This window comes from Cryobacterium sp. Y57 (assembly GCF_002929505.1).
Classification (GTDB): Bacteria; Actinomycetota; Actinomycetes; order Actinomycetales; family Microbacteriaceae; genus Cryobacterium.
In genome coordinates this window covers 1-19,901 of sequence record NZ_PJJL01000054.1, presented here as the reverse complement: position 1 = coordinate 19,901, position 19,901 = coordinate 1, and the positions used below count along the sequence as shown (strand labels likewise).

At 63.4% G+C, this 19,901-nt stretch carries 19 protein-coding genes; 3 read left to right on the top strand and 16 right to left on the bottom strand.

The window, feature by feature from the left end:
• Positions 1 to 28 precede the first annotated feature (28 nt).
• Genes CXY72_RS03930 through CXY72_RS03905 form a run of 6 tightly spaced genes read right to left on the bottom strand, consistent with a single transcriptional unit; the run spans position 29 to position 6,710 of the window.
• Positions 29 to 1,231 (bottom strand): alcohol dehydrogenase catalytic domain-containing protein, encoded by a 1,203-nt coding sequence (locus CXY72_RS03930; RefSeq protein WP_233197644.1) that lies wholly within the window; start codon positions 1,229 to 1,231, stop codon positions 29 to 31.
• Positions 1,198 to 1,986 carry a phosphonatase-like hydrolase gene (locus CXY72_RS03925; RefSeq protein WP_104126396.1) on the bottom strand — a complete coding sequence of 263 codons (789 nt, stop codon included), beginning with the start codon at positions 1,984 to 1,986 and terminating at the stop codon, positions 1,198 to 1,200. The genes CXY72_RS03930 and CXY72_RS03925 overlap by 34 nt, the downstream gene beginning before the upstream one ends.
• Positions 1,983 to 3,149 (bottom strand): TIGR03364 family FAD-dependent oxidoreductase, encoded by a 1,167-nt coding sequence (locus tag CXY72_RS03920; RefSeq protein WP_104126433.1) that lies wholly within the window; start codon positions 3,147 to 3,149, stop codon positions 1,983 to 1,985. Before CXY72_RS03920 ends, CXY72_RS03925 begins: the two co-directional genes overlap by 4 nt.
• Complete coding sequence (locus CXY72_RS03915; protein ID WP_104126395.1) at positions 3,146 to 4,840, bottom strand: ABC transporter permease; 1,695 nt, start codon at positions 4,838 to 4,840, stop codon at positions 3,146 to 3,148. The genes CXY72_RS03920 and CXY72_RS03915 overlap by 4 nt, the downstream gene beginning before the upstream one ends.
• Positions 4,837 to 5,739, bottom strand: coding sequence for a phosphonate ABC transporter ATP-binding protein (gene phnC / locus CXY72_RS03910; protein ID WP_104126432.1), 903 nt, complete (start codon positions 5,737 to 5,739; stop codon positions 4,837 to 4,839). The genes CXY72_RS03915 and phnC overlap by 4 nt, the downstream gene beginning before the upstream one ends.
• A gap of 17 nt (positions 5,740 to 5,756) precedes the next feature.
• Positions 5,757 to 6,710, bottom strand: coding sequence for a phosphate/phosphite/phosphonate ABC transporter substrate-binding protein (locus CXY72_RS03905; protein ID WP_233197642.1), 954 nt, complete (start codon positions 6,708 to 6,710; stop codon positions 5,757 to 5,759).
• 195 nt (positions 6,711 to 6,905) lie between these two features.
• Between CXY72_RS03905 and CXY72_RS03900 the strand changes: the two genes are divergently transcribed.
• Positions 6,906 to 8,498 carry an AMP-binding protein gene (locus tag CXY72_RS03900; RefSeq protein ID WP_104126394.1) on the top strand — a complete coding sequence of 531 codons (1,593 nt, stop codon included), beginning with the start codon at positions 6,906 to 6,908 and terminating at the stop codon, positions 8,496 to 8,498.
• Between the two features lie 127 nt (positions 8,499 to 8,625).
• On the opposite strand, the gene CXY72_RS03895 is transcribed toward CXY72_RS03900, so the two are convergent.
• The 6 genes from CXY72_RS03895 to CXY72_RS03870 form a co-directional block, all read right to left on the bottom strand.
• Positions 8,626 to 9,993, bottom strand: coding sequence for an NAD-dependent succinate-semialdehyde dehydrogenase (locus CXY72_RS03895; RefSeq protein WP_104126393.1), 1,368 nt, complete (start codon positions 9,991 to 9,993; stop codon positions 8,626 to 8,628).
• Positions 9,994 to 10,137: 144 nt separating this feature from the next.
• On the bottom strand, positions 10,138 to 11,337 hold the full coding sequence (locus tag CXY72_RS03890; RefSeq protein WP_104126392.1) for a S9 family peptidase: 1,200 nt from the start codon (positions 11,335 to 11,337) through the stop codon (positions 10,138 to 10,140).
• Entirely contained in the window at positions 11,334 to 12,317 is a 984-nt protein-coding gene (locus tag CXY72_RS03885) for a hypothetical protein (RefSeq protein WP_104126391.1), read from the bottom strand. The genes CXY72_RS03890 and CXY72_RS03885 overlap by 4 nt, the downstream gene beginning before the upstream one ends.
• Complete coding sequence (locus CXY72_RS03880; protein ID WP_146071044.1) at positions 12,314 to 12,802, bottom strand: hypothetical protein; 489 nt, start codon at positions 12,800 to 12,802, stop codon at positions 12,314 to 12,316. Before CXY72_RS03880 ends, CXY72_RS03885 begins: the two co-directional genes overlap by 4 nt.
• Before the next feature lie 164 nt (positions 12,803 to 12,966).
• Entirely contained in the window at positions 12,967 to 13,614 is a 648-nt protein-coding gene (locus tag CXY72_RS03875) for a response regulator transcription factor (RefSeq protein WP_104126389.1), read from the bottom strand.
• Positions 13,611 to 14,741, bottom strand: coding sequence for a sensor histidine kinase (locus CXY72_RS03870; RefSeq protein WP_104126388.1), 1,131 nt, complete (start codon positions 14,739 to 14,741; stop codon positions 13,611 to 13,613). Before CXY72_RS03870 ends, CXY72_RS03875 begins: the two co-directional genes overlap by 4 nt.
• A gap of 160 nt (positions 14,742 to 14,901) precedes the next feature.
• Here CXY72_RS03870 and CXY72_RS03865 point away from each other — a divergent pair, with 160 nt between their 5' ends.
• Together CXY72_RS03865 and CXY72_RS03860 are read left to right on the top strand one after the other, a co-directional pair.
• Positions 14,902 to 15,615: an ATP-binding cassette domain-containing protein gene (locus CXY72_RS03865; RefSeq protein ID WP_104126387.1), complete on the top strand. Its 714-nt coding sequence runs from the start codon at positions 14,902 to 14,904 to the stop codon at positions 15,613 to 15,615.
• Positions 15,612 to 16,388: a hypothetical protein gene (locus CXY72_RS03860; protein WP_104126386.1), complete on the top strand. Its 777-nt coding sequence runs from the start codon at positions 15,612 to 15,614 to the stop codon at positions 16,386 to 16,388. The genes CXY72_RS03865 and CXY72_RS03860 overlap by 4 nt, the downstream gene beginning before the upstream one ends.
• Before the next feature lie 117 nt (positions 16,389 to 16,505).
• Here CXY72_RS03860 and CXY72_RS20535 read toward each other — a convergent pair whose 3' ends face one another.
• The 4 genes from CXY72_RS20535 to CXY72_RS03840 form a co-directional block, all read right to left on the bottom strand.
• Positions 16,506 to 16,778 carry a GNAT family N-acetyltransferase gene (locus tag CXY72_RS20535; RefSeq protein ID WP_104126385.1) on the bottom strand — a complete coding sequence of 91 codons (273 nt, stop codon included), beginning with the start codon at positions 16,776 to 16,778 and terminating at the stop codon, positions 16,506 to 16,508.
• Between the two features lie 95 nt (positions 16,779 to 16,873).
• Positions 16,874 to 17,374 (bottom strand): hypothetical protein, encoded by a 501-nt coding sequence (locus CXY72_RS03850; RefSeq protein ID WP_233197641.1) that lies wholly within the window; start codon positions 17,372 to 17,374, stop codon positions 16,874 to 16,876.
• Positions 17,375 to 17,508: 134 nt separating this feature from the next.
• On the bottom strand, positions 17,509 to 17,919 hold the full coding sequence (gene lepB, locus CXY72_RS03845) for a signal peptidase I (protein ID WP_104126384.1): 411 nt from the start codon (positions 17,917 to 17,919) through the stop codon (positions 17,509 to 17,511).
• Positions 17,920 to 17,924: 5 nt separating this feature from the next.
• Positions 17,925 to 19,367 carry a multicopper oxidase family protein gene (locus tag CXY72_RS03840; RefSeq protein ID WP_233197640.1) on the bottom strand — a complete coding sequence of 481 codons (1,443 nt, stop codon included), beginning with the start codon at positions 19,365 to 19,367 and terminating at the stop codon, positions 17,925 to 17,927.
• Positions 19,368 to 19,901 lie beyond the last annotated feature (534 nt).

Here is a 19,901-nt window from a genome sequence, read left to right as displayed (position 1 = left end):
ATCCCCCGCACCAGACGCACGGGGCCGGTCAGCCGAGTGTCGCTGGCTGCTGCGGGGTGATGCCGACACGGGGGTGGCGTGCGGTGGCGGCCAGCGTGAGCGCGGCATCCGCTTTCTCGAGGGGAAACGTCGTTCCGACCAGCGCCGAGAACGGATGTCGATGCCACGCTCCGCGCAGATACGTCACGGCTTGCTGCAGGTCGTCCGGCGTGTAATTGTGCACGCCGCGCACGGTGATCAGGCGGCGCACGATCGACTCCGGGTCGAGCAGCACCGGCTCCCCCGGTGAGACACTGCCGACCAGCACGACCACGCCGCCGATACCGATCAGGTCTATCACCGTCTGCACGGCCAGTCGGGCGCCACTCAGTTCGAGCGCGATCGTCGGCTCGGCAGCCCCCGCATCCTGGAGCGCGGCGAGCACGCTCGCTACCCCGGTCGGCGATTCCCGCGGTGCCCCAGGGTCCGCGACCGCCGCCGCCCCGAACGCGAGCGCGAGCTGTCGGCGAACCGGATCGGGGTCGCTGACGAGTACGAGCGCCCCGGCATCCGTCGCCATCGCGCAGGCCGTGACCCCGAGCATTCCCCCGCCGGTCACCAACACGGTAGCCCCGGCCAGCGGCACGAGAGCGGATGCCGCCCCCAGCGCCGCGACAACCGTGGCGGTCGCGCAGGAAGCCGGCGCCAGAACCGTGGCGGGAACCTGCTCGTCGACGACGACGACCGCCGTTCCGCCGCGCACCTGCACATGGCTGGCGAAACCTCCGCTCAGTTCCCAGCCCCGCTGCATCCGTTCGTGGCCGTATTTGACCAGCTCGAGGCATTTCTGGGGCACTCCACGGCGACAGCGCGGGCACGTTCCGCAGCTCACGGCGACCGACCAGACCACGCGCTGCCCGACTCGGAGCGGCATTCCGTTTGCGGCATATGACCGTTCGGTGACGGCGACGATCCGGCCGATCTGCTCGTGCCCGAGCACGAGCGGTTTCGCGGCCGAACGGTGACCGAGCACTGTGTGCACGTCTGAGCCGCAGACCGTGGCCAATTCCACTTCGACCAGCACATCACCGGGCCGCAGGAGCACGCCGGGTACCGCCACGCACGCGAGGGGCTGGCCCACGCCCGACCAGACCATAGCCTCCGCGGCGCGCGGCAATACCACCTCACGACCGAGTCCGAGGGTGAGGGCGGGCAGCGTCATGTGGTCAGCGACCGGATCGTGTTCGGGCATGACGACTCGATCGTCTCCTCACGCAGGCCGAGCAGTTCGGCGAGGTCGGCGACGCTCGCGATGACGACATCGGCCCCGGCGTCTTCGAGGGTGGCGGTGTCGTGCGTGCCGGTCAGGACTCCCACGATCAGGCCGGCGCCGGCGCTCTGGCCGGAGAGCATGTCGCTCGCGGTGTCGCCGACGACAACCATGGCAGCAACGCTCGACGCCCCGGTGCGCAGCAGCGCGGTCAGCGGCAGATCGGGATAGGGGCGGCCACGGCCGGCTTCGGCCGGGCAGAGGCTCACGTCGATGAGGTCGTTCCAACCGAGTGAGTCGATGAGGGTGTCCTGCGTCGCTCGGGAGAATCCGGTCACCAGCGCCACCTTCACGCCGGCGTCGCGCAGTTCCTGGAACAGGTCGGCCGCACCCGCGATCGCCGTCACCCCGACCTGTTCGACGAGTTCACCATAAGCGGTTTCGAACTCGGCCGTCGCGGCGACGGCCGCTTCTTCGGAGTCGGTCAGTTCGCGAAAGACATCGAGTTTGGATTGCCCCATGGTCTCGCGCACGAACTCGACAGCTTCCGCGAGCTCATCGGCGGTGTCCGCCAATCCGCTGCGCTCGGCGGCGAGCATGAACGCCCGCTCGACCAGTCCGTCGTCGGTCACGGTGGTGCCGGCCATGTCGAAGACGACGAGCTCGACGTCAACGTCTTCGGTGTCCAAATCGTCCAGCTCAAGATCACGATCAAGGGAAAGAGGTGCGGTGCTCATGGGGTGCCTTTCAGGGTGAGGGAGATGGGTGAATCGCACACGGTGGCAATGACGTGCTCAGCGAGACCGAGTCCGGTCGTCATACCGATCCCGGTGGTTGCCGCGACGAGATAAACGCCGGGTTCGGGCTGGTCGATGAGAAAGTCGGCGCGCCCGGAGGCGTAGACGCCTTGCCACCGTTCCAGCACGCGCGGGCGCGTCACGCCGAATAGTTCACGCGTGAGTTGCAGCAGTTGCTCGAACGCATGCTCATCCTGGAATGGAGAAACGGACGCCCCGCGATAATGGGTGTCCCCCACAATCAGCGAGCCGTCGGGCAACTGGGTATACATCTGGTTGAGATCACGTTCGGCCAGCGCCGGGTACTCTCGCCGCAACCGGTCGCCCAGTACAGCAGCGGCCGGCAGACTAGAGAAGGCCCCGTAGCGCAGAAGCGACCAGCCGGTCAGCACCGGCGCGGGCAGGGGGGCGCGCAGGCCTGCGTCGACGCGCAGCATGTCCAGGCCACAGCGCACGATGCCGTCGCGCTCCGCGACCTCCGGGTACAGCTGGTCGATGTCATGGTTGACTGCCACGATGACCGTTCCGGTATCGATCGACTCCCGGGTCGTGGTGACCCGACCGGCACGCACGGCCGTCACTGCGGTTCGGTAGCGAAATTCGACGCCGCGACTGGCCAGGTACGCAGCGAGACCGCCTCCGGCCTGGCGCGGATTGACCTGAAGATCCCACGCAAGCATCGCCCCGCCCCGTGCCGTGCCGGGGGCGAGCGGCACACGAGCACTGACCTCGGCAGCGCTCAGCATCACCACGTCGGGTTGACCAATACCAAAGAGCGACTCGGTTCCCCGCTGGAGCGCCAGCTCGTTCAGAACGGCCAGTTCGTCATCCTGCCGGGCAAGGACGACCGTGCCAGACTCGCGCAGCCAGACACCGGCATCCGCTGCCAGTTTCAGCCACAGCGGGCGCGATCGCAGCGCGAATTCGCGGGCCAGGCCGCTCTGCGGGGTGAAACACAGGTGTCCGAAATTTCGAACGGATGCCCCGCCGATGGCTCCCGCTCGGTCCACGACGACCACGGACAGGCCTCGGTCGATGGCGGCGAGCGCGTGCCCGAGGCCGACGATTCCGCTGCCGACGACGACCACGTCGAAGTGGGTCATCGGAACACCCGCCGCATCCACACTGCCAGCCCTTCGACCATGACCACCGTCACGAAAATCATCAGCACGATCGTGGTGACCAGGTCGTACCGCGACCCCTGCCCGGCATTCAGGAGGTAGTAGCCGACCCCGCCGCCGCCGACCAGGCCGAGTATGGTGGCCGCGCGAATATTGGTGTCCAGCATGTAGAAACTGTGCCCGATCAGCGCCTTCATGCCCTGGGGCGCCGTAGCACCGGCGTAGACCTGCAGCCCGGTGGCACCGGCGGCCTTGAGCGCCTGCTCCGGGCCGGGCCGCACTTCTTCAAGCGAGTCGGCGAGCAGCTTGCCGAGCAGGCCGATACCGCCGATGGCCAGCGCGATGGTGCCGGCCTGGGTACCGAGGCCGGTCACGACGATGAGCACGATGGCCAGGATGATCTCGGGAATGCCGCGAATTGTCACGAGCACGAGCCGAAAGCCGGCCCGGACGCGCGGGTTCGGCGCCACGTTGCGGGCCGCGAGGGAGCCGATCATGATCGAGGCCAGCAGCGTGAGAATCGTCGCCGCGAGCGCGATGGCGATGGTTTCCCCCATAGCCGCCAGCATGACCGGGGCGTCATAAGAGCCAAAGCTCGGCGGCCAGAACTTGGCTGCGGTTTCGGGCAGGTAGGACCAGAAGGTGAGGATGTCACCCCATTTGATGTCACAGATCCAGATGCTACCGATGACGATCAGCGCGGCGAGCGCACCCCACACCGCGTTACGTATCCGGGCGTAGGCCCAGGGACGGCGCGAGGCATCTGCGCTCACACCGATGACGCCGATACGACGCAGTAGCCGGTCTCCGATCCCGTGGCGAGTGGGCGCGAAGCCGAGCATGACGGTGCGCACGGCGCTGGACACGATCTCCATGACCACGCACAGCGCGAAGATCACCACGGCGATACCGAGCCCGAGCGAATAGTTGAGCGATTTGAAGGCGTAGGACATCTCGAGGCCGAGCCCGGCCACGCCCACGTATCCGAGAATGACCGAGCCGCGCAGGTTGATGTCGTTGCGGTGCAGCACCGTGGCGACCCAGGACGGCAGCACCTGCGGCAGCACACCCGAGAAGAATTCCTGCAGCCGGGTTGCGCCCGCAGCGCGAATGGCCAACCGGGGCCCGTCATCGATCTGCTCGATCGCGTCGGCGAACATCTTGCTGATCATTCCGATCGAATGGATGCCGATGGCGAGGATTCCTGGCAGAGTCCCCAGGGAGAACATGAGCACAAAGACCATCGCCAGCACCACGTCGGGCACCGCCCGAATCGCTACGCCCAAAAAACGGGCGAACACCATCCATCCGCGCCCGGGCGACGTGTTGGCGGCCGCGAGCCAGGCCAGCGGCACGGAGAAGACTGCGGCAAACAGGGTGCCGAGCAGCACGAGGCCCACGGTGAGAGCGGTCAGGTAGAGCAATTCGCCCGGCGCGGGAAAGCTGATGACCCCGACCCGATCAAAGAACCGGGTGGCGTTCGACCAGCTCGCTATTATGTGCGGCAACGAGATATCCACGCTGATCAAGGACACAACGGATGCTGTCACGAGCACACCCAGGGTCAGTCCGGCCGCGACTTTTTCCGGGCGGGCTCGGCGCTGCGAGCGGCGCGGGGTCAATGCGACGGCATCGGCTTGACCGGGCTGTGGGCGTTCGAGCGTGAGCGTCACCGGCGGTTATCCCGCGCCGAGCTGAAAGTCTGCAGGTCGAGTTCGCCCTGCTCATCGGGCTCACCCTGCTCATCGGGCTCATCGGGCGCGGTTCCCAGTTCGGTGTCGATCGCGCCGAGCTCGGCGGTCGACGTAGTGACCCGGCCGTAGATCTCCATCATGTTCTGCTTGGACAGTCCTTGGGTGGCGGTGTCGAGCACGACTTCGCCACGGCGGAGACCGACGATGCGATCGCCCCAGGACAGCGCAAGGTCGACCTGATGCAGGCTGCACACCACGGTGAGGCCACTGTCGATGGCGATCTCCCGAATGAGTGCCATGACCTGGGCACTTGATTCCGGGTCGAGGGAGGCCACCGGTTCGTCGGCGAGCAGAATACGTGGATTCTGCATGAGCGCCCGGGCGATACCGACCCGCTGTTGCTGCCCGCCGGAGAGGGTGTCCGCGCGCTGATAGGCGTGGGTGAGCAGGCCGACGCGGTCGAGGTGACCGAGCGCGGCCAGCTTGAGCTCGCGGCGGTAGCCCCAAAGGCCGAGTCGCGGGCCGCGCATCTGGAATAGCGCTCCGGCCAGCACGTTTTCGAGTACAGTGAGTGGCCCCACCAGCTCGAACTGCTGAAAGACAAAGCCGACCTGACCGCGGAGCGCGCGCAGCGGCCGTCCGTGCAGCCGCGATACCGGAGCATCCAGCACGGTCACTGTGCCGGTATCCGGCCGGTCCAGACCATCGAGGTGTCGCAACAGGGTCGACTTTCCCGAGCCCGACAGTCCGAGCAAAACCACGATTTCACCGCGAGCGATCGTGAGCGACACGTCATGGAGGGCTGTTGTCTCGCCGAAGGTCTTGGTGATATCGCGCACAGCGATCACCGGTCCCGCCGCGACGGCGGGACCGGTGATCGCTTGTGGAGGCTGGGTCAGCCCTGGCACTGCGAGGCCGACGTCTTCACGCAAATGTCGCGAATGGTGTCGTAATACTGGTCATCCACCGGCTCGGTGGCAAAGAACGTGTCGCGGAAGGCTTGCGTATCGGCGCTCGTCACGCCCGAGGCGATGATGTCGTCGATGGTGACCTCACCGAGCACCTCGGTGAGTTGGGTCTTCAGCTCGGCGGGGAGGGTGTCAGAGACAACAATGGGCGCACCGGGAACCAGGGTCTCAGCGATGACCTTCACCCTGTCACTTTTGGCGACCTCGCTGTCTTCGGCGAAGCCGACGTCGCATTCCTTTTCTTCGCCCACCTTCTGCACGCTGACGTCGTGCTTGCCCGCGAACACCGGGGTCACGTCGGACACCGGGTCGACGCCAGCTTCGAGCAGGTTATAGGAGGGAAACAGGTAACCGCTGGTCGAGGACGGGTCGACGAAGCAGACCTTCTTGCCGGCGAATTCCTCGAGTGATGAAATGTTGCTCTCAACGGGCACGATAGCCTGGGAGTAGTACCCGGGCGCCTCACCCTCGGTCGTCACGATCGAGGAGATCGGGGTGATGGCCGCACCGTTGTTGGTGGCGGTGATGTAGGTGAAGCCGGAGAACGAGGCTACGTCGATCTTGCCGGCGATCGCCGCCTCGATCAGCGCGGCATAGTCGGTGGACTCGTGATACTCCACGTTCTTTCCGGTCTCCTGCTCGATGTAGTCCATCAGCGGCTGGTAGTTGGTCTGCGTATCGACGGAGTCCGGAACCACTCCGAAGACAAGGGTGTTCTCATCGACGGCGTAGCGTGCGCCGGCTGCGTCGTTGCCGGCTGCGTCGGCGGTGTCCGCTGAGCAGGAGGTGAGGCTGAACAGGAGCAGAGCGGCGGCACCGGCCGCGAGCACCGTCGTGCCGGTCCGAGTAGAGGTGCGGGAAAAGGCGCTGCGGATTGCCACGTGAAACCTTCCTAAATCGAAGCCATTACGTCTAGTCACGTTAAGGAGGTCGTGCCAACAACGATGGTGCGCCGGGTGACCAGCAGGTGAACGGGCAGCGGCAAGTGAACGCGCGTGACTGTGGTCATATGCACAGTTTCGCCCCAGCACGGGGCGGTACCGTGGGCAAGCCACATCCGATCGAAGGAGATCCCTGTGTTCACGAGCCCCTACGCTCCCGTTGAGATTCCCGATGTCAGCATTTTCGAGTACCTGTTCGACGATTTGAGCGAGGCCGAACTCGATCGCACCGCCGTCATCGACGGTGTCGGCGGAGCGGAGCTCAGCTATCGTGCTCTGGTCGACCAGATCACCCGGGTGGCTGGGGCTCTTGCCGCTGACGGCGTCGGCCCCGGCACGGTAGTGGGCCTGCTCTGCCCGAACACGCCGCAATTCACGGCCGTCTTCCACGGCATCCTGCGCGCGGGCGCCACCGTCACCACCATCAACTCGCTCTACACCCCCGACGACATCCATCGCCAGCTCCACGACTCCGTCGCCACCTGGCTGATCACTGTCTCGCCGCTGTTACCGGGCGCCAAGGCGGCGGCGCACGCGTCGGGCATTCCAGACGAGCGCATCGTGGTCATCGATGGCGAGGCAGGGCATCTGTCGCTCGCTGATCTGCTGGCAACGGATGCCCCCGCGCCGGCCGTGACCATCGACCCGGCCACGCACGTGGCCGTTCTGCCCTACTCCTCTGGCACGACCGCAGCGCCCAAGGGCGTCAGGCTCAGCCACCGCAACCTCATCGCGAACGTGCAGCAGGCGCGCGACCTGATCGGCGTCGTTCCGGAGGACAAGGTGCTCGCGCTGCTGCCGTTCTACCACATCTATGGAATGACGGTTCTGCTCAATCTCGCCTTCAAACAGCGGGCCTCCCTCGTCACCATGGCCAAGTTCGACTTCGTCGAATTTCTGCGCATGATCCAGGACCATCGCTGCAGCTACGTCTTTATCGCGCCGCCCATCGCGGTGGCCGTGGCGAAGCATCCGCTGGTCGAAAAATATGACCTATCAAGCGTGCACACCATTCTCTCCGGGGCCGCGCCGCTCGACGGTGCCCTGGCCGCGGCCGTCGCCGCCCGGCTGGACTGTCGCATTCTGCAGGGCTACGGCATGACGGAGGTGAGCCCGGTGAGTCACCTGATTCCGATCGATGCTCCGCACCTGTCGCGCGCCTCGGTGGGTGTGACGGTGCCGAACATGGACTGCAAGCTCGTCTCGACTGAGACCGGGGCAGAGATCGACGCTCCCACGAGCGGGGTCAGCGAACGGGGTGAACTGCTGGTACGCGGCCCGAACGTGATGCTCGGCTATCTCAATAACGAGCAGGCCACCCGCGAGACCATCGACGCCGACGGGTTTCTGCACACCGGCGACATTGCCACGGTGAACGCGTTCGGCGAGGTGACCATCGTCGACCGCAGCAAGGAACTGATCAAGTACAAGGGCTACCAGATAGCGCCGGCCGAACTCGAGGCGTTGCTGCTCACCCACCCGCAGATCGCGGATGCGGCCGTGATCGGTGCAGCGGATGCCGACGGCCAGGAGATACCGAAGGCCTTCGTCGTCACCGTGGCTGAGTCTGCGGTCACGGCCGAGGAGGTCATGGCCTTTGTCAGCGATCGGGTCGCCCCACACAAGAAGGTGCGTGCGGTGGAGTTCATCGAGCTGATTCCGAAGTCGGCCTCCGGCAAGATCCTACGCAAGGACCTGCGCGCACGGGAACGTGCGGCCGCGGTTTAGCCACCACGCCCCCGACGGCCCGCTGTGGCGGGCTCGTGACGGATCTGCCTGCGGTCTGGTGTCGCTGTCGCCCCTAGGTCGGCGGCCACACGGCAATCGCCACATCGGCCGCCGAGTTCGGCGATGCTCAGCCGATGCGGATGAGCTTCTTGTTGACGAATTCGCTGGCACCGTAGCGTCCGAGTTCGCGCCCGAAGCCGCTTCTTTTCACACCGCCGAACGGTAGCTCTGCGCTGCCGGCGTCGACGAGGTTGACGAAGACCATGCCGGCTTCGATGCGGTCGGCAACTCGCAGTGCCTGCTCGGGATCGGTCGTGAACAGGTAGGAGCCCAGCCCGAAGGGAGTGTCGTTCGCTATGGTGACGGCGTCATCCTCGGAGGCCGCCCGGTAGACGAATGCCACGGGGCCGAAAAACTCCTCATGGTACGTGTCGTTGTCTGGCGTGACGTCGGTGAGCACGGCCGAGGGGTAGAAGGTGGTCGACCGTTTGCCCGTGGTCGCCAGGGTCGCTCCCTGCGCGACTGCGCGTTCGACCTGCTCCTCGAGATGCTCGGCCGCGGCGAGGGACGAGATGGGTCCGTAGTCTGCCCCGGGGACGGTCGGGTCGCTGGGAGAGCACGCCAGAATTGCGGCGGTGAACTTCTCCGTGAACTCATCGTAAAGTTCATCGATCACAATGAATCGCTTGGCGGCGTCGCAGGCCTGCCCGCCATTGCGGAGGCGACCGGCAACGGCGGCATCCACTGCGGCAGCCATATCGTCGGTGCTCAGCAAAATGAACGGGTCTGATCCGCCCAGTTCCAGCACGACCTTCTTGAGGTGACGACCGGCGACCTCGGCAACGGCCGCGCCGGCGCCCTCCGAACCGGTGAGGGAGACGCCCTGTATCCGCGGGTCGGCGATGATCGTGGCGACCTGCTCGCTGTCCGCGTACACATTGGTATAGGCGCCAGCCGGAAAGCCTGCGTCGTGAAAGATTTGCTCAATCGCCGCGGCCGACTCCGGGCACTGCGACGCATGCTTGAGGATGATCGTGTTGCCGGTCATGAGGTTCGGGGCGGCGAAGCGCGCCACCTGGTAGTACGGAAAATTCCACGGCATGACACCGATCAGTACACCGAGCGATGTGGAGCGCATGAAGGCGGAACCCTCGCCGCCGCGCAGGGTGATTGGTTCGTCCTTCAGAAATTCCTGCGCGTTCTCGGCGTAATACCGGTAGATGTCGGCTGCGTAGTCGACCTCACCGAGCGCTTGATCGACAGGCTTTCCCATCTCGCGCACGATCATGGCCGCCAGCTCGTCGCGACGCTCCTCATGCAAATCACCGACCCGGCGTAGGAGGGCGGCCCGCTCGGCGGTCGAGGACGACCGTGACCAGCCGACGTGGGCCTTATCTGCCGATGTGATGACCTGCTCGAGTTCATCACCCGAAATTTGTGGATACGTCTTGATGGTCTCGCCGGTGGCGGGGTTGATAACGGCGGGGTGGCTCACGAGCCACCTCCTTTCACGGGGCTAGTGTTCCGGAGAAAATCACGTAATACGAGCCAATCATGTTCGCGGCAATTGTCAAGGCTCAGGAAAACGGTCCGGTCGTCTCGTCACAGGCAGCTGCAGACTCAACGTTGGATCCGGGCCTTATTCCGACCTGGGCCAGAGACTTCTCGACAGCTGTACGCGATAGAGCCAATCGGAGAGAGCGGATTCCCACAGGTGGGGGCTTCTGTTCCATTCGAGGGTGTGCGGAGCTGGGGGTAGCGTGACGAGCTCGACCAAGCCTGTGTGGGTATCCGCGAACGCCCGCGACAGGGCGATCGGAACGGAGAGGTCGCCGAAACTGTGCAGTACCAGCGTTGGGACGTTGAGGTCGGCACCGTTGTCGATCCAGTTGAGATCTACAAGGCGCATCGACTCCGGCAGTCCGGTTGCCCGGCGCCACAAGGGACTTCCGAGCGAACCCAGCGCCAGGCGAGTCACGAGAGCCGGCATGCGCGCTCGGCGGCCGGCGGCGAGAATCGTCGACCGCCAATCCACGACCGGGGCGATGAGGCACAGCCCGATGATTCGCTTCCGATGCTGCGATGACCGGGTGAGCTGCAGAGCGATCATCGCGCCCATTGACCAGCCAACGAGAATGATCCGTTCGGCGCCGTGGGCCACAGCGTAGTCGAGGGCCGCGTCGACATCGCGCCACTCGGTCTGGCCCAGCATCGATTTTCTATCGCGCGAACGCGGGGCCTCGTGGTCGTTCCGGTACGAGACCACGAGCGATGTGAGGCCGGCCCGATGGGCGACGGGAACACCGCGCAGCGGGCTTGCCCTGCTCGCGCCCTGCCCGTGGATGTGGATCGCCCAGGTCGAGGCGGGTGGCCGGTCGATCGGGGCATCGAAGCGGTAGGCGGGCGCAGCACCGAGTGCGGTCGAAACGGTGACGGCGGTGAACGGCAATCCAACATCCACTGCCTGCGACGGTACGACCCCGCTCCACCTCGCCGAGAGGCCTGCTCGAAGCGGTGCGCCGCGCGAGCTGACGACCTCACGCGTGACGATGCGAGCACGCTCATCAACGGCCAGGACTGCCCCGAGCTGTGCGTAGCCGCAGCCGGAGTCGAACCAGATCGCGTACTGGCCCGGCGCCTGTGTCGCCGCGTTCAACGGTAGCGTCACGGTGTACGGCGACGACGACACGTCATCGACTGCGAGAACGCGGAGTCGTTCGCGCCCGGGCGCATCCGTTCTCACGATCTGTCTGACGACGGCCAGACTTGCAATCATCAGACTCGCAATCCCCAGCCCTCCGGCGACCAGACCGCCGGCGGCCAGATAAGCGAGTCTCATACGGATGTCCGCTGCGCACCGATGCGCGTCTCGGCCGCCGTAAGCAACGCGAGATCTCCGTCCTCAAGTCGGTCGTGAGCTGTCGGGTTGAGCAGAAGAGCGTCACGGATCTCGACGAGCATGCGGTGCACAACGGTGTTAACATCGCGTGACACCGAACCTGGCGCGTTGGGGTCAGCCACGCCGCCCAACTCGAGGTGTTGGGCAGAAACGTCGACCCAAATGCGCATGAGGTCGGGGAGAGCCGCCTGCAGTTTTCGCCGGTTGAACCTCGTGCTTACCCCACCCAGAATCGGCGGGAGAGATAATCCGAAGCAGAGAAGCAAAATAGCCGCCAGGTTCAGCACGTCGTAGGCACTCGCAAACAGGGCAAGCAGCGACATCGCTCCGAAGACATGCGCAAGATCCATGCCCACGACGCTGAGCACAGTGAGAACGGACGCGCCACAACCGGCGCCCACGATGCGGAACCCGAGTCGACGAGCGGGGGTGCTCATCCGTGCGGCAAAGCGCAGGCAGATCGTTCCAGTCAGGGCCATGACGATGCCCAAATAGATGAACTGGATCAGGGAGTAAGCGGCAGCTGCGGGTTGGTTGCCGAAGTCCTGCATGAACGTTCCCGAGGTTGTGGGCGCGTCGATGAAGACAAAGGTCGTCACCATGAGGCCGGCCGTGATGATGGCCCCGATCCGAAACGGCCTGGCCGACGCGTTCGCGCGGCTGGGCGACGATGCGCGCAAAATGGCCCGCGACAGGAAATAAATACCCAGGAGAAGGAGCAGGTTTGCGGGCAGGTCCGCGTAATTACGGCCCCCGAGAAGCCCGTCTGCTGCGAAGTACACCGCGTCGATGTTCAGGGTCAGCGAAACCGCAATCATGACGGCGGCATAGAGAATGCTCTGATCAGTACGCCGGCGGGTACCGAGGGACAGCGCACCTACGAGTCCCCAGAGGGCCAGGGCGACGATCAGTTGCATCATCCGAAAACTCCCTCGAAGCCTGCGGGCTCCTTGGTGCTGGTGCGGATGGCGCCGGTCAGGAGGTCGGCCAGCGCCTCGGCGGCCAGCTCGAACTCGTCGCGAAAATCGGACCGGCCGAACGCGATTAGCGGACTGTCCGCTCCGAGCAGTCCGTGCAACGTCGGGCCGGCGACCTCGTCATGGCGCAAGATCATGTGCGCCAACTCATGGCAGACAATCTGCTGCCGATGATGTTCCGAATCCGTTTCGACGTGAAAGATCAGGTCGTCGGTGTCGCGCGACAACCAGAGCCCGCAAATTTCGGTTCCATTCAGCAGCGGCGTGGAGGCGATCGAGATGTGGGTCTTCCGTGACTGCTCGACGAGGGACACGAGGCTCGGGATGGACACGCGTACGGGGAGGCCTAATGTCGCAAACGCGGCAGCAGCATGTTCGCGAGGGGTGCGGCGATCCCCCGGGGTCGCCGCGTCAGTTCTTTTTCTCATCAGATCCATCCTGCATCAGGAGGTCATTCGTAGCGAATCGCGGCCACATCCGTGGTTTTCCCCAGCCGAAGGGCGGCAGCGGCGACTGCGGAGGAATGTCCTAAAAGCAGAACGACGGGCCGTGATGCGCGCACTGGCTCACGATGGCAGGCACCGGTCGGGGATCAGAGCAGCCCCGCGTTGCGCACCACCATCGCGAGCTGTACCCGGTTGGTGGCGTCGATTTTCTGAAAAATGTGCGTGATCGTTGCTTTTACGGTCGCAACACTCATGAACAGATGAGTGGCTATTTCTGCGTTCGGCAGCCCGCGTGCAATTTGGATAGCGACTTCGCGTTCTCGGTCGGTGAGCGTGGCGAGTGACGCTAACGCTGCAGAGTCCAGTAGCGCTGTTGCAGCGGTGCTGGTGGCTGCGGCGATCAACCGACGTGTGATCGTTGGCGACAGCATGGGTTCGCCGGCTGCGACGGCATGGATTGCTGCAATGAGCCGCGCGGGCGAAGTGTCTTTCAACAGAAAGCCGGCGGCGCCGGCACCCAGAGCGCGAAGGACGAGGTCGTCCGCTTCGAAAGTGGTCAGCACGATGATGGCCGGCGCTGTGGGGTGCGCCATGAGCTTCTCTGTCGTCGTTACTCCGTCTTGTACCGGCATGCGGATGTCCATCAGCATCACGTCGACGTCACCGGCAAGTTTTTCGGCCTCCACGCCGTTGGCTGCTTCAGCGACGATCTGGATATCAGTTTCACCACCGAGAATGAGCCGTAACCCTGTGCGCACCAGCGCATCGTCGTCCACGATCGCCAAACGGATCACGAGGGCATCTCCCAGGGCAGTGTCGCATCGAGGATGAACTCCCCATTGGCGACGCGGTTCGTCAGGGTACCGCTGACCATCTTTACCCGTTCGGTCAGGCCGATCAGTCCGAGGCCACCGGAAGACGGATTGTCTCGCCCCAACATTTGCATATTGCTGATGCGCAGATGGAGTTCCTGCCCGGGTCTCCCGCGCATCAGCACGTCAACACGCGCGCCTGGTGCGTGTTTGCGTGCGTTCGTGAGGGCCTCTTGCACAATGCGGTAGGCGTGACGCCCTATCTGCGCGGGTAATTGCGCAGCATCGGTCACCTCGTCGCTGACTTCGACGATCTGGCCGGCCTCACGAACTTCGTCGAGGAGCGCGGGGAGTTCTGTCCACGATGGTTGCGGTGGCGCGGTCGACGACGTGTCACGAAGGCTGCCGAGGGTCGCGCGCAACTCGGTCAGGGCTTGACGCGCACTTTCGTGAATTACGGTTGCAGCCCTGCGCACGTCTGCGGCGCTGAGATCGGTTCGATGTGCAAGCGCTCCGGCGTGCAGGGAGAGCAGCGAGATGCGATGGGCGAGCACGTCGTGCATCTCGCGCGCGATGCGGGCTCGTTCGCTCAGTCGGGCCTGCTCGAGCTGTTCGATTTGGCGACGTTGTTCCTCTGCGCGCCGGTTGGCGCGTTCGGTTTCGAGATCTTGGCGGCTGCGCAGGTACAGGCCCGCGACGGTCAGCGCGATGATCGACAATGTCATCGTCGAGACGGCGAGGATCAGCTGCTGGGTGAGGCCATCACCGCTGGAGTAAACGGCGGTGGCGATCCAGAGCAGGAGGGCGGCCAGCGCGATGCGGCCCCAACGGCGGTGTTTGGTCAAGGAGACGTAGGCGACGAAGGCTGGCCCGATGACGGTGGTTGACAGGAGCGCAGCGGCAGCGGTTATGAGCGCGACGACGAAGGGTGCGCGGTGTCGGGCTCGGAGGAGAACCAGTCCGCTGATCCCGACGGCGAGATCACCGGCCACCCACCATCTGCGTTCGGGTTCGGTCACGGCGATCCAGACGAGGATGATGCTAAAGAATCCCATGACGGCGAGTGCGCCGGCGTAGGGAACCGCGCGCATCCACTTTGACTGGTCCATGCTTCGAGCCTACGTGAGCGACGCCTGATGAAGAATTGACCTTCGTCTACGTCTCCATAGAAGAAAGTACACAGTATGGCGTCACCGTCGCGCCATACGGTCATCACCCTCTCGACCTTCGCACGATGTGCTGCGGCTAACGACGGGCTGAACTGGATGCATGATCGAATTCACCAGAATCACTAAACGTTACCGCGGCCGCATTGCTCTTGACGATGTCAGCTTCACTGTGCCGCCAGGCTCCGTGACCGGGTTTCTCGGCCCTAACGGAGCTGGCAAGACGACGGCGATGCGAATTCTCCTCGGCCACGCCCGAGCGACCGTTGGCACCGCGACAGTCCTCGGCTCCCGGTACGCCGAACTTCACAATCCGGGTCGCCACGTCGGAAGTCTGCTCGATGCGGGAGCTGTTCATCCGGGCCGGACCGGCCGGGAAACGCTCCGACTCGCGGCAAGGATGATGGGCGTGCCCATCTCCCATGTCGACGAGGTCCTCGACCGAGTCGGACTGACCCGGAGAGAAGGTACGACCCGTGTGCGCGGGTACTCGCTCGGTATGCGACAGCGTCTCGGTATTGCTCAGGCTCTCCTCGGCGAGCCCCGCGTGCTCGTCCTGGACGAACCAGCCAACGGACTCGACCCGCAGGGCATGGCATGGCTGCGCACACTTGTCCGATCGCTTGCCGATGACGGCTGCGCGATACTACTCAGCTCACACCTTCTGCATGAGGTCGAGCAGGTCGCCGACCGTATCGTGATGATCGGCAACGGTCGCGTGCTCGCCGTGGGCCCCACCCGCGAACTCGCTGCCGGGCACGACCTCGAGTACCTCTATTTTCAGCTCACCACCCCCACCGATCGGAGCGCCGCATGATCTCCCGAACAGCCTCTTCAACGTCGGCCATCAGCATCAGTAGCTCGTCAATCCCGTTCCACCGCCTCATCAACGTTGAGACCCGTAAGTTCTTCGACACACTCGTCGGGCAGGTGCTCACAGTCGTGACGATTGTGCTCGCAATAGGCATCATGACTGGATTTGCCTGGTTCATGGAGCCAACAGTGCAAGGCGTGATCATGATCTCCGGAGCGGTTCTCTCGATTCTCCTTCCGGCCATGGGCATCCTCGCCGTTACAAGCGAATGGAGCCACGGCACCGCCTCGACAACATTCGCCGTCGAACCCCGACGTGTGCGCATCGTCGCAGCGAAACTCTTCCCTCCGGTGATCGCGACTGCGCTGACCTGCGCCGTACTCGTCGCGGTCGCCTTCGTCATTACCGGAGCCGTCGCTGCTGCTCGGGGCGTCGCCGCCGACTGGACTATTAATCCGGCGGCCACTGCAGGCTGGTTCGTCGTCAACATGATACTCGTGCTCAGTGGGGTCGCACTCGGCACATTGATCCTCAATGCCCCCACCGCAATCATTATCGTCGCCATAAGCTCCATGGCCTGGAGCCTCATTGCCATCTCCAGCACGGCCGGAGCCGCCATCGCCGGGTGGCTCGACATCGGCACCACCACGACACCACTACTCGATGGCCGCGCCACCGCTGATGACCTCGAACGCATCACGGTCTCGATTGCGGTGTGGGTGCTATTACCGCTGATATTGGGTGCCCTGCGAGTGGTACGACGTGAAGTGCGCTGAGACTGCCCGGCCGAGGCCCTGAAACATCAGTCGTGCACCACCGTCATCCACCCAGCCCGCTACCGATAGCTGGAAGGCGAATCGGCCATCCCCCGACGGGGACCCCCAGCGGCCACGCTACGGTTGCTGGGATTTCCAGCGAGTTTCACCATCCCTCTTCGATGGGGTTGCATGGAGGGCTTGATTTTGTGCCACCTTCATAGAGGCCCGATGGTGTGGATGAATGTGCGCTGTGAAACGGTGGACTCCGTGTGATCGCAACCAGGTGACCATCGCCTGGGCGGCCTCAGAAGCGATCCCTTGTTCTTGCCATTTCGGTGAAATCACCCAGGCGATGTCAGCCACCAGACTCGACCCGTCGTCTTCGACGGTTGCCTGTACGAACCCCACCGGCTTCCATGCTCCACCGACAGCGGTTCCAACACAAGTCGCGCAGAAATAATGGGTTCAGTTGTGGGCCAATCCATCCTTTGAGAATGGCAGAGTCATGAGGCCTTCGTGAGCCGAACATGCTGCGAAACGCCGGAGGCAGCATCCCCTCGCCGTATCTCCCGGTCCGTCGCCGGGATACCAGGTCGATAGATCTCGCGCTTCTGGCCGAGCCGAGCGAAGAGCAACAGTACAAGCGCGGCACCCGATAACAGCCCGTCCAAGATACCAGCGGGAAGCAGAAAGATCATCAGCGTTAGCGTCACCATGCAATTGACCAGAGAAAGCCCCAGTCCCCATAGTCGGTTTCGCAGCAGCCCGACCGCGCCGAATATACGCAGAACCGCAAAGACTCCACTCATAACCATCATGAGATAAAGATTGTCCTGCAAGTAGGGGAGGGCGAAAACATCGGCGTGTTCGACAATGGATGTCTGCGGGATTTTCATAACGATAAGAACGAGGGCGCCAATGAAGACGACCCCTTCCATAAGTACGCCTTGAACCAGGAGCAACCCGGCCGCCGATCGATACTGCCGCCGCTGAGTTATATCCATGCCATAACCATAAGGTGCACGACGCTACCCCACCGACTGAAGTCACATCACTAGGATGAGGCCATGAGCGCCAAGATCACGTCGATTACCATCCGGTGGTTTTATAGTACGACTTAAGCGGCGAGCACCATTGCCTACTCTTGGGGCCACAATAATGACTCGTCAAAATTTTCCAGCGGTATAGCGCCGAATTCGCGCGAGTCGATGGATACAGCGCGGTTATCGCCGAGAACGAAGACGTGATNCCGCTGGCCTCCGACAGCGATCACTCGCTTGATCGTCGTGTGACCGTCCTTGGGGTTTTGGAAGACCACGAGCCGCCCGGGGGTGAAAGCATCCGCTGTCGGCGCGGTCTTCAGCAGAAAAATTATGCTTCCGCGAAGAACTGTAGGTTCCATGCTGTTGGACGACACGACCAGCGGTTCGACAACCCACAAACGCAACCCTAAAAGCAAGGTCAACGTCACGAGGACTGCCACCGTGGTGCGAACGCGCGTCGCGCTCGCACCACGGTGGCCAACCGTCACACTACGCCCCACTTCCATCTGGGTCAGGCTAGTCCGGTGTCCCATTGTGCCGGCGCCGCCGTTATCGGATTATTCGTGACGGTATCGACCACGTCCTCGGGACCAACGCGATACTGAACCATCATGTCGTGATCCTCGTGCACGGTGTTGTGGCAGTGAATCATGTACCGCCCGGTGTGTGGCCCGAACTTCATCAGCACCTGCACTTTCTCGTTCTCGCCCACATACACGACGTCCTTCGGACCCTTCTCGTATGCGAACGGGGCCTGCCCGTTTCGGCTGAGAACTTGAAAGTCGATCAGGTGGATGTGCATGGGGTGATACCAGCCGCCGCCTGGGTTGTGAAATTCCCAAATTTCTACCGCGTTCAGGTCTGGATTCGCCGCCACGTCACGGAATCCGCTGGCAACGATCGGCTCCCATGTCGTGCCATTGATGGTCCACAAACCGTTATTGCGGGCTATCTTGAATGGGCGCTGAATCGTCGTTGCGGAAGGCTTGAGCGCCATCACTTCACTAGGGGCAAGTTGCACGGGAATCGTGTTCCAGGTGGGATCGGTCGTGTCGACCGTGTCCGGAACGACGTCGAAAGCCATAATCGAATTCGTGAACTCGTAGTCGATGTTGTTTTTGTTGGACAGGTTGCGCAGCTCGATCCGTTGGCCCGCCTTGTACTTCCGGAAGTCGATCAGGATTTCATAGCGCTCGGCCGGGCCGTGGCGCCAGCTCGCCACAGACTGGGATACGGGCATCAGCCCGCCGTCGGTGGCGACAACTGTGACGGGATCGCCCGTGCTGAGGGTCGGACGCAACGACCTGGAAATGCAGGCGTTCACGATGCGGAACCGGTACACGCGCTTCTTGACCTTCATGACCGGCCACGGCCTGCCGTTTACCAAAATCACATCGCCCCAGAGCCCGGAGTGGCTGTTGTCGTCGAAAGCGAGCGATCCGTCGACGGCGAACATAGCGTCATTAATGGTCAACGCTACATCGAATTCTCCCTGGGGAAGGAGCGCTCGTTCCAGCGGATCGTGTAGGTGGTACTGCGCGGCTAGGCCCGAGTAGACGTTGATCGCGGTGTGATGCACCGCATGATCGTGGTACCACAAGGTGCGAGCCGGTTGAAAGTTGGGGTACACGTAGTCCTTGCGAAATCCCGGATTCGTGATGTCGTTTGCGTAGCCGTCATATTGCGGCAGCGAGGCCGATCCGTGAAGGTGCGTGGACGAGTAGAGCGGGTGACCGTCGTACGGATGCGTGGCGGGCAGCTGGTTACGCATGCGCACCACAGCCTTTGTTCCCTGTTCGACGCTGATGGTAGGGCCAGGGAAAATACCGTTATACCCAAGAATCGGGGTCTTTAGCCGGGGAAGAATAGCGGCACTGGCCGCCATCGCCGCGAGAGTGTAATACTGCGTGGGCGCCCCATCGACCGGGTCAATGCCCGATCGATCAGGTCGCAAAATGGGCGCCTGAACGAATGGTGTTTGATACGGTCGGGGCAATTCGCTTGGAGCAAGTGCGCTCGCCGCTCCCGCTTCCGCATTCCGCAGGGGCAGCGTCAATAAGCCCGCTCCCACCGCGCCTACACCACCTAATAACAAAACTTGCCGCCGAGAAATAGTCATGCTGTCGATCCCTTTCATACGGTTGATGTCGGTACGTTATCCCGCACCGGGGAGCGAGACTAGGGATCATTTCTTACAGAAGTGTGACGCCTAACGCCGGGAGAGGATCACGCACTGTGGCCGTCGCGGGTCAATATCGACTGGTCGTGTTACAGAATTGATTTATCGGCCGAATTCGAGGTGACGAGTTTGATCGTTCTCGGTGACTTTCCACTTCTTTGGTGATCACAAACCTTTACTGAATCCGACGCTAGACAAGGCGCCACTTCTAACCACCAATGTCGGGATTGGATGATCATGGTTTCTCCAAGGTCCCGGGACGAGAGTGCACTTGTGTGTGAATTTCTCATGCATTCTCATAAGGAGTGA

Coding starts and splice junctions, on each gene's coding strand:
- CXY72_RS03860 (WP_104126386.1), top strand. CDS start 15,612: ATGATCTCCCGAACAGCCTCTTCAACGTCGGCCATCAGCATCAGTAGC.
- CXY72_RS03885 (WP_104126391.1), bottom strand. CDS start 12,317: ATGATGCAACTGATCGTCGCCCTGGCCCTCTGGGGACTCGTAGGTGCG.
- CXY72_RS03890 (WP_104126392.1), bottom strand. CDS start 11,337: ATGAGACTCGCTTATCTGGCCGCCGGCGGTCTGGTCGCCGGAGGGCTG.
- CXY72_RS03925 (WP_104126396.1), bottom strand. CDS start 1,986: ATGAGCACCGCACCTCTTTCCCTTGATCGTGATCTTGAGCTGGACGAT.
- CXY72_RS03870 (WP_104126388.1), bottom strand. CDS start 14,741: ATGGACCAGTCAAAGTGGATGCGCGCGGTTCCCTACGCCGGCGCACTC.
- CXY72_RS03930 (WP_233197644.1), bottom strand. CDS start 1,231: ATGCCCGAACACGATCCGGTCGCTGACCACATGACGCTGCCCGCCCTC.
- CXY72_RS03880 (WP_146071044.1), bottom strand. CDS start 12,802: ATGAGAAAAAGAACTGACGCGGCGACCCCGGGGGATCGCCGCACCCCT.
- CXY72_RS03850 (WP_233197641.1), bottom strand. CDS start 17,374: ATGGATATAACTCAGCGGCGGCAGTATCGATCGGCGGCCGGGTTGCTC.
- CXY72_RS03865 (WP_104126387.1), top strand. CDS start 14,902: ATGATCGAATTCACCAGAATCACTAAACGTTACCGCGGCCGCATTGCT.
- CXY72_RS03920 (WP_104126433.1), bottom strand. CDS start 3,149: ATGACCCACTTCGACGTGGTCGTCGTCGGCAGCGGAATCGTCGGCCTC.